This window comes from Amycolatopsis sp. DG1A-15b (genome assembly GCF_030285645.1).
GTDB lineage: Bacteria > Actinomycetota > Actinomycetes > Mycobacteriales > Pseudonocardiaceae > Amycolatopsis.
Window position 1 is genome coordinate 10,023,645 of the sequence record NZ_CP127296.1, and the last position, 11,832, is coordinate 10,035,476.

Genomic DNA, 11,832 nt, shown 5'->3' on the forward strand with positions numbered 1-11,832 from the left:
CGGTGGGTCAGCTCGTGGTGTTGGGGGTCAGGGTGAGGTTGATCGTGTTGCCCGGCCCGGAAACCAGGGCGCCGAGCGCGAGGTCGGCGACCCAGCAGTTGGTGAATTCCGGGATCGTGTAGTCGGCCGAGACCGTGATCGGCGAGAAGATGTCGATGTCCTTCGCCACCAGGTTCAGGTCGATCGGGGTCTTCGTCTTGCAGGCACCCGGCACCGTGGGCAGCGGGATGACCGGCGAGAGCAGGCCGACCCAGATGTTGCTGATCTCCATGTTGGCCTTGGCGTGCGTGGTCAGCGTGGAGTCGGCCAGGGTGCCGGTGGCGGGGCCGAGCGGGATCACCTTCACCGTCGCCTTGATCTTGAACAGGCCCGAAACCAGCGAGATGTTCGCCTGGGACGGCGGCAGGCTCAGGTCCGCGCTGAGGCCGACTTCGCCGGTCTCGTCGTTGACGAGCAGGTTGCCGGCCAGGGTGCCGGGGCCGAGGTTCATGGTGCTGCCGGTCTTCTTCACCACCGTGTTGCCGGTCACCGCGAAGGAGACCGGGAACGGGATGACCTCGGCCGACGCCGGGGTCGCGGTGACCACGGTCATCGCCACGGTCGCCGCCGACGTGAGCACGGCCAGTCTCTTCAGCTTCGTTGCCACGGACATGGTTGTCCTCCTTGTGCGTTTCCCGGCCGTTTCCGGGTGCTCCCGGAAACGGTTACGTGCGGTATTGCGGTGGGCCGGGTCAGCGGGCTTCGAGCTCGGTTATGACCCAGCCGCCGGTGGTGTGCTCCGCGGTCACGGAAAGCTGCGCCGCGGCGCTGTCGGTCGCATTGTTGTCGGCCCGGACGGCAGATTGATCGAGAAAGACGAGTAACCGCGCGTGACCATTCTTCAGTTCCTGAACGGCGATGGCGGAAACACGCGAAGTAAGCACGAGTTTCTGCTCCGGCGCCTTGCGCCGGACTTCGGCGAAGAGCTTGTCGTAGGAATCCTTGGCCGACCCGCGCAGCACAGCGGCGGCGGCCTTTTCGGTGACGTCGGTCCGGTCGTAGGAATAGGAGAAGATCCGGTTGACGGCGAGGCTGACGGCGGAGCTGACATCGGCGGTGGCGGCGACGTCGGTGAGAGCCAGGTTCGCGGCGGCGGGAGTGTTCGCGGCGGCGCGGGCTTCGAGGGTGAACCAGACACCGGCCCCGGTGAGGACGACGGCGGCGGCGAGCAGGAGGACGGGGAGGCGGCGCCAGGCGGGCCGGGGCCTGGCGGGCTCGGCTTCGGTCGCGGAGTCGGCTTCGGTCGGGGCTGCCTCGGCGGCTTCGGGTTCGGGTTCGGCCTGGTCGGTTTCGGCGGTTTCGGGCTCGGCCGCGGGGTCCGCGGGGGAGGCAGCGGCCGCGTCGCCCTCGACGGTGTTTGCGCTAACGGCCTCAGTGGCAGCAGCGTCGGTTTCGGCCGGCTCGTCCACGGCCGTCTTCGCGCGGCTCATCGGGCCCCCACCGGCAGCTGGTCCAGCGCGCTCAGCTTCCACCCGTCCGGCGTCCGGCTCAGCGCCGCCGCGAAGCGGTTGCGCTTGACCGCCGGGGCCGTTCCCTGCTTGGCCATCGTGATCTCCACCGAGGCCAGCATCTTCGCCGTGCCCGCGTGTTCGTCCAGCTCGCTCAGCGCCGCGTCCACCACGCGGCCCGTGGCCACCGTCGCGTTCGACGCCAGGGTCTTCTTCACCGTCTCATCCGTGCGGGCCAGCTGGTCGTGCAGCGGTCCCGTCGAGGCCGACAGCCACTTCCCAAGGCCGCCGTTCACGTCGTGGTAGTCCAGCGTGTTCAGCTCGGCCACCAGCGTGCGGCCGGTGGCCAGTGCCTCGTCGCGGGCCACCCCGTACGTCACCGAAGACGCGTGGGCCGCCGAGTACCAGGAGTACCCCGACCAGCCCGCGAACACGGCCGCCGACGCGGCCAGCACCACCGAAGCGACCTTCACCGCAGCCACAGCATCTCCTCCAGGCTCGTCGCCGTCGCCTGCGTGCCGAGGCCGAGGGGACCGGTCAGCCCGCCCGGCAGCGCCGGGGCCGGGGCCGGGGGGTGCGGCGCGTTCTGCGCGCCGCGCACCGAGCTTTCGTTCCCGTACGGCAGCGTGCAGGCCGCGTCGGTGTTGAACGGCATCGGAGAGAGGTCCGTGCTCGGCCGGTGCGGCGTCTGCTCGTACCCCTGCAGGCACGGCGGCGGGCTGTTGAAGTTCAGTGCCAGCCCCATCTTCAGCGCGTCGCCGGAGTCGTTCAGCGCCGAACCCACCGCCGCCACCGCCTTCGGGGTGTCGACGAGGAACTGCTCCTCCGCCGCGGTGCGGGTGGCGAACACCCGGGACGTCGTCAGCAGGTTGGCCAGCAGGATCGGCAGGCCGGGGTCGTTCTCCTTGAGCAGCCCGCCCAGCTCGGACGCCGCCGGCGGGGCGGCCGCGATCAGCCGCCGCAGGTCGCCGTCGGAACTGGCCAGCTGCTGGGCGAAGACGCGGGCGTTGCTGCTGAACGAACGCCACTCCGCCGAAGAACCGAGCTGGGTGCGCAGCACCGTCGCGCCGTCGCCGATCAGCTTCGACGTCTGCGGCAGGTGGCTGCTCGCCTCCTGCGTGAACGTCGTCGCCGAGTCCATCAGCGCCTGGAGGTCCGGGCCGCTGCCGCGCAGGGCGTCGTCGAGCTCGTTCACCACCGTGCGCAGGTCCTGGGTCGGCACCGACGCGGTGAACGAGTCCAGGTCCGTCAGCAGGCTGTTCACCGGCAGCGGCAGCGTCGTCGACTCGCGCCGGATCACCGAATTGCCGTCGAGGTAGGGCGCGTCGGCCGTGCGCGGCTGCAGGTCGACGTACTGCTCGCCGACCGCCGAGCGGTTCGCCACCACGGCCCGCGAGTCCGCCGGGATGGGTGGGGCCGCGTCGTCGATCAGCAGGTCCGCCTCCATCCCGGTGACGGTGAGCCGCAGCTCGCCGACCCGGCCGACGGCGACACCGCGGTAGGTCACCTCGCCGTTGGTGAACAGCCCGCCGCCTTCGGCGAGCTCGAAGCTTCACCGTGTAGCTGCCCGACCCGAACAGCCGGCCGAGCCCGGCGTAGTTGGCGCCGACGAACGCCGTCGTGGCCAGCGCGATCACGATGAACAGGACGACCTGGACGCGTATTCTGCGGCTCAGCATCAGCGGCCTCCGGAGGGAGCCGGGGCCGAGCTGCTCGGGAAGACCGGCAGGCCCGGCGGAACACCCTGCCCGAGTGGCGGCAGCGGCGCCCCGGGTGCCGGGATCATCGAGACGAAGGCGTTGACGTAGTCGCCCTTCACCGCGCCGAGCACCGAGTCCGGGAACGGGAACGTCGGCAGCATCTGCAGCGACTGCGGCAGGTTCTCCCCGGCCGCGGCCAGCTGGCCCAGGATCGGCGCCAGCGCACGCAGGTCGGCGACCATGTCGTCACGGGTGCGGTCGACGACGTCGGTGGCCACCGTGGAGAGCCGGTCCAGCGACTGCAGCATCGATACGAGCTGGGTGCGCTGGTCGGTGAGCGTCCGCAGCCCCGGCGTGAGGTCGGTCAGCGCGCCGGAGACCTGCTCGTGGCGGTTCGCCAGCGTGGCCGACAGCCGGTTCAGCCCGTCCAGCGCTTCGGTGATGTCCGAGCGGTGCGCGTCCAGGTCGGTCACCAGGGTGTTCACCCCGGACAGGAACGACCGGATCTGGTCTTCGTTGCCGTCCATCACCTTCGACAGTTCCCGGTTGATCGTCTGCAGCTGCCCGATCCCGCCGCCGTTGAGCAGCAGGGACAGGGCGCCGAAGATCTCTTCGAACTCGGGGTTGCGGTTGGTGCGATCCAGGGTGATCGTGGCGCCGTTCGCCAGCCGCGGTGTCCCGGCGGGTTTCGCGTCGCCGTCCGGCGGGGCCAGCTCGACGAACTTCTCGCCGAGGAGGCTGGACTGGCGCAGCCGCGCGACCGCGTTCGCGGGCAGCACGACGTCGCCGTTGACTTCGAGGACCGTTTCGGCCGTCCAGCCGTCGCCGCCCAGCCGGACTTCGCGCACCCGGCCCACCGGGACGTCCCCGACCTTCACCGCGGCCTGCGGCACGAGATCGAGCACGTCGGCGAACTGCACGGTCACCGAGTACGGGTGGTCGCCGACGTCGGCGCCACCGGGCAGGGGCAGGTCGTAGACGCCCCTGAACTCCCCCGACGAGCAGCCGGCGAGCGTCAGGCACCCGACGGTGACCATGGCGAGCATGCGCTTCATCGCCCGCCTCCGTTCGTGTAGACATCGCCGGTCACCGGCAACGGCAGTGGCTGGAGGTAGTAGTCGAAGTTGCCGCGGCCGCGCAGCTGCCCGGTGGCCGGGTCGACCGCGTTGAGCACGTTGGTCACCGCGAGCGGCACGTCGTCGAGCGTTTCGGCCAGCGACGCGCGCTGCTCGACGAGGGTCCGCGTCGTCGTCACCAGGTTGTCCACATTGGCCTTGAGCGCGCCGCGGTTGTCGCGGATGAAGCCCTGGACGTCCGCGAGCGCGCGGCCGAGGCCGTCGAGGGCCTGCGCCAGCTCGCCGCTGTTGGCGGCGAGGGTGCCGGAAATCTGGGCCAGCTGCTGGTTGACGTTGCTCACCTGGCTGTCGTTGGTGGCCAGCATGGTGGTGAACTGCTGCAGCTCGCTGACCGTGCCGAAGAGGTCGCTCGAGTTGCCGGCCAGCGTGCGGGCCAGCTGGGCGAAGTTGCGGATGCTGTCGTTGACCGTGCGGCCGTTGCCCTGCAGGTTCTGCGCGCCGGTCTTCAGCAGGTCCGACAGTGCGCCCTGGGAGTTGGCGCCGTTCGGGCCGAGCGCCTTCGAGATCGTGTCGAGGCTGGCGTAGAGCTGGTCGAGCTCCACCGGGGTGGCCGTCCGCTGGATCGGGATCGTCGCGCCGTCCGGCAGCCGCGGCCCGCCGCGGGCCGGCTTGGCGAACTGCAGGTAGCGGTCGGCGACGACGCTGGGCGCGATCACCAGGAGCGTGGTGTCCTCGGCGACGCCGACCGAGCCGTCGATGCTCATGTCCACCTGCACCTGCTCGCCGCGCGGGGCGACCTGGTCCACCTGGCCGATCCGGACGCCGAGCACACGCACGTCCGAACCGGGGTAGACGCCGACCGCGCGGCTGAAGAACGCCGTGACGTGGTGCTGCCCCGAGCCGGAGAACACCCACCACAGGGCGGCCGTGACGACGAGGGCGAGCAGCAGGGCGGCGGCGACGAAACGGCTCGCCAGTACGCCGGCGCGGGTTGTGGTCAGCACGCTCACTTGGCCCCTCCCGGGTTCTTCGGCGGGGTGCAGGGGTCGTGGTTCTCGGGCAGCAGCCCGCAGAGGTAGGCGTCGATCCAGCGGCCGTTGCCGGTCGTGTTGGTGAGGACCCGGAAGTACGGGCCGGCCAGCTGCAGGCCCCTGCTGAGGTTGTCGTTCTGCCGCTTGAGCAGGTCGGTGACCTGGTTGAGCGACTGCAGGGCCGGCTTCAGCGCGTCGGTGTTGTCCCGCACCAGCCCGCTGAGCTGGCCGGCCAGCCGCGCCGAGCCGTCCAGCAGGTCCCGGATCGCGTCGCGGCGGCTGTTCAGCTCGGTGAGCAGCAGGTTGCCGTCGCCGATCAGCTTCTCGAAGTCCTCGTTGGAGTTCGCCAGCGTCGTGGTCAGCTTCCGGGCGTTGGCCAGCAGCTCGGCGATCTGGCTGTCGCGGCTGGAGACCGTCTTGGACAGCTGGGACAGCCCGTCGAGCGCGCTGCGGACGTGTTCGGGGGAGTTGCGGAAGGTGTCCGACAACGTGGTGAAGCTGTCCGCGAGCTGCTTGGTGTCGATCGCGCCCACGGTGTCGGCGAGGCCGTTGAAGGCGTCGGTGACGTCGTAGGGCGTGACCGTCCGAGTCCGCGGGATGGGCCGGTCCGGGTCCTGGACGGCGTCGCCCGTGGGGTTCAGCGCGAGGAACTTGCGGCCCAGCAACGTCTTGATCTTGATCTCGGCGGACGTGCGGTCGCCGATCCAGGCGTTCTTGACCCGGAAGGAGACGAGGACGTGGTCGTCGGCCAGCTGCACACGGCGGACCTCGCCGACCTTGATGCCGGCGATCCGGACCTCGTCGTCGGACTGCAGGCCGGCGGCTTCGGAGAACTCGGCCTCGTACGTGGTGCCGCCGCCGACGATCGGGAGGTTGTCGTAGTTGAACGTGACGGTGAGCAGCGCGGCCAGCGCGACACTGCCGAGCACGCCGAGGACGAGCGGGTTGCGCTCCTTGAAGGACTTCACGATTCGCACCTCGGCGTGGTGGTCCGCACTCCGCGCGGGGGCGTGGCTTCGAGCGTGGCGCGGCAGAGGAAGAAGTTCATCCACGAGCCGTAGGTGGCGGCCCGGCCGATCTCGTTGAACTTCACCGGCAGGTTGGTCAGGAAACTGTCCACATCGGACTGGTTCTGGGCCAGTGTCCCGGCGACGTCCTTCAGGCCGGCGATGCTGTCCTTCAGCGGCGGGCGGGCCTGCTCGAACAGCCCGGCGGTGGACTCGGTCAGCGCGCCGATCCCGCTGATCGCGTCGCCGATCGCGGCCCGGTCGCCCGCCAGCCCGGACACCAGCTGCCGCAGGGTCGAGACGAGGTTCGCCAGCGCGTCGCCCTTGCCGTTGACGGTCTTGAGCACGTCGTTGAGGTTGCCGATCACCTCGCCGATCACCTTGTCGCGCCCGGCGAGGGTGGTGGTCAGCGAACCGGTGTGCTGCAGCAGGCTCTCGACGGTGCCGCCTTCGCCCTGCAGCACCTGGACGATCTCGCCGGAGAGCTCGTTGACGTCCTTCGGCGACAGCGCCTGGAACAGCGGTTTGAAGCCGTTGAAGAGGTCGGTGAGGTCCAGGGCGGGAGTCGTGCGGTCCAGCGGGATCTCCGCGCCTACGGGCAGCTGCTCCCGGGTGGCGGTGTTCCCCCGTTCGAGGGCGACGTACCGCTGCCCGACCATGTTGCGGTACTTGATGACCGCGCGGACGTCGGCCGGCAGCCGACGGCCCTGGTCGAGGGAGAACCCGACCACCGCCCGGTTGCGGTCGCCGATCTCCAGGGACTCGACCTGGCCAACGCGGACCCCGGAGATGCGCACGTCGTCACCGACGTTGAGCGAGGTGGCGTCGAGGAACTTGGCCGTGTAGCCCTCGGCGGAGCCGACGCCGGAGTTCGTGATGGAGATGGCCAGCAGCATCGTCGCCAGCGCCGTGACGGCGATGAAGACGAGGCTCTTGATCAGCGGGGCGGCGATGTTCCTCACTTGAGCGTCACCTCCGTGCCGCGGTAGAGCGGCCCGACGAGCACGCTGCTCCAGGCCGGGACCTCGGCCGTCGGCACCCCGATCGACGGGGCGACCAGCGTGGACAGCAGTTGCTGCTCCTGCGGCGAGTTCGCGACTCCGAGGTCACCCTGGCCGCCGGTGAGCAGCGGGTGCCCGGTGGTCCCCGGGGCGGCCGCGGCGGTGCCGATCGTCGGGGAGACGCCGGAGGGGTAGCACCGCGGCTCGCCGCCGCCGGTGAAGCGCGGGTCGTCCCGGCCGGGCAGGTACTTGCCGCTGTCGGGGACGATCGCGACCTCGGCGTGGAAGCCCGGTTCGTGCGTGCCCGCGCCGAGCACCTTGTCCATGGATTTCCTCAGTGCGTTGAGCGAGCCGATCGTGCAGGCGAAGCTGGGGGAGTACTTCGCCGCGATCTCCAGCGGCGCGCGGCTGTCGGCGGCCAGGGAGATGAGGTTGTCCCGGTTGTTGGCCAGGAAGGTGGCGACCTCCTGGGACGACGACGTCACCTGCTGGTACACCCCGGCCAGGTCGGCCTGCTTCTCCTTGACCGTGCCGAGCGTGACCGCGGAGTCGGTGAGGGCGTCCAGGAGGTCGGGCGCGATGTCGCCGTAGAGCCGGGAAACCCCGGCGAGGTCCCGGAGGTCCGAGGTCAGTTGCGGGAGGTCGGGGTTGAAGTCCTTCAGGTAGTCCGCGGCGGTGTCGATCGTCTTCCCGAGCTGCTCGCCGCGTCCCTCCAGGGCCGTCGAAACCGCGGTCAGCGTCGTCGCCAGCTTCTGCGGCTGGACCGCCTGGAGCACCGGCAGCAGGTTGTCGAAGACCCGTTCCAGCTCGACCGCGTTCGCCGAATGGTCCTGCTCGATGACGTCGCCGGCGACCAGGTGCGGGGCCCGCTCGCCGTCCGGGATGGACAGCTGGACGTACCGCTCGCCGAACAGCGTCTTCGGGACGAGCAGCGCGGAGACGTTGCGGGGCAGCATGTCGACCTTGCCCGGTTCGAGAGCAAGCGCTATCTCGGCGCCCTGCGGCGTCGCCCGGACGTCGCGGATCTCCCCGACGAGCACGCCGCGGGCCTTGACCTGGCCGCCCGGCGAGAGCTGGTTGCCGATGCGGCTCGCCTTGAGCGTCACCGGCACCGTGGTGATGAAGTCCTTGTCGTACACCTTGATGGAGAGGGTCACCAGCACGCCCATCACCACGAGGAACAGCACCCCGGCGGTGCGGACCCCGGCCTTGCGGCGGGTATCGCGTCTCATCCGGCCACCTGCACGGTCGTCGTCGCGCCCCAGATCGCCAGGGACAGGAAGAAGTCGAGGACGCTGATCGCGACGATCGCGGTGCGCACCGCGCGGCCCACCGCGACGCCGACGCCGGCCGGGCCGCCGCTCGCGCGGAAGCCGTAGTAGCAGTGCGCCAGGACCACCACGACGCTGAACACCAGGACCTTCCCGAACGACCACAGCACGTCGCCGGGGGGCAGGAACAGCAGGAAGTAGTGGTCGTAGGTACCCGCGGACTGGCCGAAGAACAGCACGGTGACCTCGCGCGAGGCGAGGTAGCTCGACAGCAGCCCGATCGCGTACAGCGGGATGACGGCGAGGAAGCCGGCGATCACCCGGGTCGTCACCAGGTAGGGGACGCTGGGGATGCCCATGACCTCGAGGGCGTCGATCTCCTCGGAGATCCGCATCGCGCCCAGCTGCGCGGTGAAGCCGCAGCCGACGGTCGCGCTCAGCGCGAGCCCGCTCACCAGCGGCGCGATCTCGCGCGTGTTGAAGTAGGCGGAAACGAACCCGGCGAACGCCGACGTCCCGACCTGATTCAGCGCGGAGTAACCCTGGAGGCCGACGACCGTGCCGGTGGCCACGGTCATCCCGATCATCACGCCGATGGTGCCGCCGATGACGGCCAGCGCGCCGCTGCCGAAGCTGACCTCGGCCAGCAGGCGGACGACCTCGCGCAGGTAGCGGCGCAGGGCCCGCGGCGTCCACGCGATCGCGCGGATGAAGAAGAGGATCTGGTCGCCGAGGGTGTCGAGGAACCCGAACCGGCGGTCGACGGCCTCGCGGACCCGCGCTGCTCTCGGGACTTCCGTGGTCGTCACTTCAGCTCCCCTTGGGCGGAACGAGTTGCAGGTAGACGGTGGTGAGGATCAGGTTCAGCACGAACAGCAGCAGGAACGTGATGACCACGGACTGGTTGACCGCGTCGCCGACGCCCTTCGGGCCGCCCTTGGGGTTGAGGCCGCGGTAGGAGGCGACCACCCCGGCGACGAAGCCGAAGATGAGGGCCTTGATCTCGCTGATCCACAGGTCGGGCAGCTGGGCCAGGGCCGAGAAGCTGGCCAGGTAGGCGCCCGGGGTGCCGTGCTGCATGATCACGTTGAAGAAGTAGCCGCCGAGCACGCCGACGACGCTGACCATGCCGTTGAGGAAGACCGCGACGCCCATCGCGGCGAGCACCCGCGGCACGATGAGCCGCTGGACCGGCGAGACGCCGAGCACCTCCATCGCGTCGATCTCTTCGCGGATGGTGCGGGAGCCGAGGTCGGCGCACATCGCGCTGCCGCCGGCGCCGGCGATGAGCAGTGCCGTGACGATCGGGCTGGCCTGCTGGATGATCGCGAGCACGCTCGCCGCGCCGGTGAACGACTGCGCGCCGATCTGGGTGGTCAGCGAGCCGATGTGCAGCGCGATCACCGCGCCGAACGGGATCGAGACCAGCGCCGTCGGCAGGATCGACACGCTCGCGATGAACCAGAACTGCTGGATGAACTCCCGGACCTGGAACGGGCGGCGGAAGGTCAGCCGGACGACGTCGAGACCGAGTCCGTAGAGCCGGCCGGTCTGCCGCAGTGCGGCCGCCCCCGGGAACGACGCCGTCGTCGTCCGTTCGGCCATTAGTGTGCCTCCAGCGGTTTCGGCGGCACGCCGAATACACCCGAGATGACCAAGGGGAAATGGACCGAACGGACTAATTATTGTCGGCCATTCACGGTCTCGGGAGCACCGTGCCGTTTCCTACTGGTCGGTACGCTAACGACGGCCTTGCTGGGAGACAAGAACTTGAGCAAGATCACGGGGTCACGGGCTGGTAACCGCGCATTTCTTGTCCGGTGCTGACAAACGGACCCGATCTTGTTGTCAGCGAAGGAAAAGAAACTCGCCTCCCGCCCCCGGCGACGCTTGACGATCCACCCCGGTTTGTCAATTCCCGCGCACGCTTCTCGTGCGGGACGGGTCGACACGCGTGATCAGGAAGCCGACACGCGTGATCAGGGAGACGACACGCCGCGGGAACCCGGGCGGTGCCGTGTCGACCCTGCAATCACGCGTGCCGACCCTTGAATCACGTGTGTCGACCCTTCGGGCACGGTCAGGACTTGAGGGCGGCGAGGAGTTCGTAGGAGCGGACGCGGTCGGCGTGGCCGTGGACCATCGTGGTGACCATCAGCTCGTCCGCGCCGGTGTCGGCCAGCAGCTGCTCGAGTCCCTTTTGGACGGTTTCCGGCGAGCCGACGACGCTGGAGCCGAAGCGCTCGGCCAGGAACGCGCGGTCCATCTCGGTGTACGGGTACTCCGCGGCCTCTTCCGGCGTCGGCAGCGCGATCGGGCGGCCGCGGCGGAGGCTGAGGAACGTCAGCCCGGACGGCCCGGCCAGGAAGCGGGCGCGCTCGTCGGTCTCGGCGGCGACCACGGACACGCCGAGCATCACGTACGGCTCGTCGAGCACCCCCGGCCGGAAGTTCTCGCGGTAGAGCTGGACGGCCGGCACGGTGTTCTCGGCGGCGAAGTGGTGGGCGAAGGAGAACGGCAGCCCGAGCCGCCCGGCGAGCTGGGCGCTGAAGCCGCTCGAGCCGAGCAGCCACACCGGCGGCTGGTTGCCCTCGGCGACCACGGCGTTGACCCCGCGCGCCTCCGAATGGGTGAAGTAGCCGATCAGTTCCTGCAGGTGCTCCGGGAAGTTCTCCGCGGACAGCCCGCCCGGGCCGCGCAGGGCCAGCGCCGTGCGCTGGTCGGTGCCGGGCGCGCGGCCGATGCCGAGGTCGATGCGGCCCGGGTGGAACGCCTCCAGGGTGCCGAACTGCTCGGCGACGACCAGCGGCGCGTGGTTGGGCAGCATGATCCCGCCAGACCCGACGCGGAGGCGCTCGGTGGCGTCGGCGACGTGCCCGATCAGCACGACGGTGGCCGAGCTGGCGATGCCGGGCATGTTGTGGTGCTCCGCCAGCCAGTAGCGGTGGTAGCCCAGCCGTTCCGCGGCGCGGGCGAGGTCCAGGGTGTTGCGCAGCGTCTCGCCGACGGTGTTCCCCTCCGAAACGGGGGACAGGTCGAGCACGGACAGCGGCACGTCAGGCAGTGAGCTCACAACCGGGGTCAACGCCCCGGTGCCGCCATTGCTTCCCGGCGAGCCGTGACGATCTTCACGCCGGACCGGCTCCCCGGAGGTCGGCGCCGGCCGGGAAGCGCTTCGCCGGTGGCGGGATTTCGCGCACCTGATCGCGCGCTTTTGGCTACGGTGGGCGAACCGGAAAATGGACAACAGGAGGACCGG

Annotated in this window: 11 protein-coding genes and 1 pseudogene; all 12 read right to left on the reverse strand. The window is 70.1% G+C overall.

Annotation, left to right across the window (positions count from 1 at the left end):
• Positions 1 to 7 precede the first annotated feature (7 nt).
• Positions 8 to 652: a hypothetical protein gene (locus QRY02_RS46605; RefSeq protein WP_285989074.1), complete on the reverse strand. Its 645-nt coding sequence runs from the start codon at positions 650 to 652 to the stop codon at positions 8 to 10.
• A 79-nt stretch (positions 653 to 731) separates the two neighbouring features.
• A complete protein-coding gene (locus QRY02_RS46610) occupies positions 732 to 1,469 on the reverse strand; it encodes a hypothetical protein (protein ID WP_285989075.1) in 738 nt (245 codons plus the stop codon).
• Positions 1,466 to 1,969 carry a hypothetical protein gene (locus QRY02_RS46615; RefSeq protein ID WP_285989076.1) on the reverse strand — a complete coding sequence of 168 codons (504 nt, stop codon included), beginning with the start codon at positions 1,967 to 1,969 and terminating at the stop codon, positions 1,466 to 1,468. The genes QRY02_RS46610 and QRY02_RS46615 overlap by 4 nt, the downstream gene beginning before the upstream one ends.
• Positions 1,957 to 3,166 (reverse strand): annotated as a pseudogene (locus QRY02_RS46620) (MlaD family protein). Before QRY02_RS46620 ends, QRY02_RS46615 begins: the two are co-directional and overlap by 13 nt.
• Positions 3,166 to 4,242 carry an MCE family protein gene (locus tag QRY02_RS46625; RefSeq protein WP_502874174.1) on the reverse strand — a complete coding sequence of 359 codons (1,077 nt, stop codon included), beginning with the start codon at positions 4,240 to 4,242 and terminating at the stop codon, positions 3,166 to 3,168. The pseudogene QRY02_RS46620 and the gene QRY02_RS46625 overlap by 1 nt, the downstream one beginning before the upstream one ends.
• Complete coding sequence (locus QRY02_RS46630; protein WP_285989077.1) at positions 4,239 to 5,273, reverse strand: MCE family protein; 1,035 nt, start codon at positions 5,271 to 5,273, stop codon at positions 4,239 to 4,241. The genes QRY02_RS46625 and QRY02_RS46630 overlap by 4 nt, the downstream gene beginning before the upstream one ends.
• Positions 5,270 to 6,262: an MCE family protein gene (locus QRY02_RS46635; protein WP_285989078.1), complete on the reverse strand. Its 993-nt coding sequence runs from the start codon at positions 6,260 to 6,262 to the stop codon at positions 5,270 to 5,272. Before QRY02_RS46635 ends, QRY02_RS46630 begins: the two co-directional genes overlap by 4 nt.
• Positions 6,259 to 7,263: an MCE family protein gene (locus QRY02_RS46640; RefSeq protein ID WP_285989079.1), complete on the reverse strand. Its 1,005-nt coding sequence runs from the start codon at positions 7,261 to 7,263 to the stop codon at positions 6,259 to 6,261. Before QRY02_RS46640 ends, QRY02_RS46635 begins: the two co-directional genes overlap by 4 nt.
• Positions 7,260 to 8,534, reverse strand: coding sequence for an MCE family protein (locus QRY02_RS46645; RefSeq protein ID WP_285989080.1), 1,275 nt, complete (start codon positions 8,532 to 8,534; stop codon positions 7,260 to 7,262). Before QRY02_RS46645 ends, QRY02_RS46640 begins: the two co-directional genes overlap by 4 nt.
• On the reverse strand, positions 8,531 to 9,382 hold the full coding sequence (locus QRY02_RS46650) for an MlaE family ABC transporter permease (RefSeq protein WP_285989081.1): 852 nt from the start codon (positions 9,380 to 9,382) through the stop codon (positions 8,531 to 8,533). Before QRY02_RS46650 ends, QRY02_RS46645 begins: the two co-directional genes overlap by 4 nt.
• Position 9,383: 1 nt before the next feature.
• Positions 9,384 to 10,178: an MlaE family ABC transporter permease gene (locus QRY02_RS46655; protein ID WP_285989082.1), complete on the reverse strand. Its 795-nt coding sequence runs from the start codon at positions 10,176 to 10,178 to the stop codon at positions 9,384 to 9,386.
• 475 nt (positions 10,179 to 10,653) lie between these two features.
• Positions 10,654 to 11,646 (reverse strand): LLM class flavin-dependent oxidoreductase, encoded by a 993-nt coding sequence (locus QRY02_RS46660; RefSeq protein WP_285989083.1) that lies wholly within the window; start codon positions 11,644 to 11,646, stop codon positions 10,654 to 10,656.
• Positions 11,647 to 11,832: the final 186 nt, after the last annotated feature.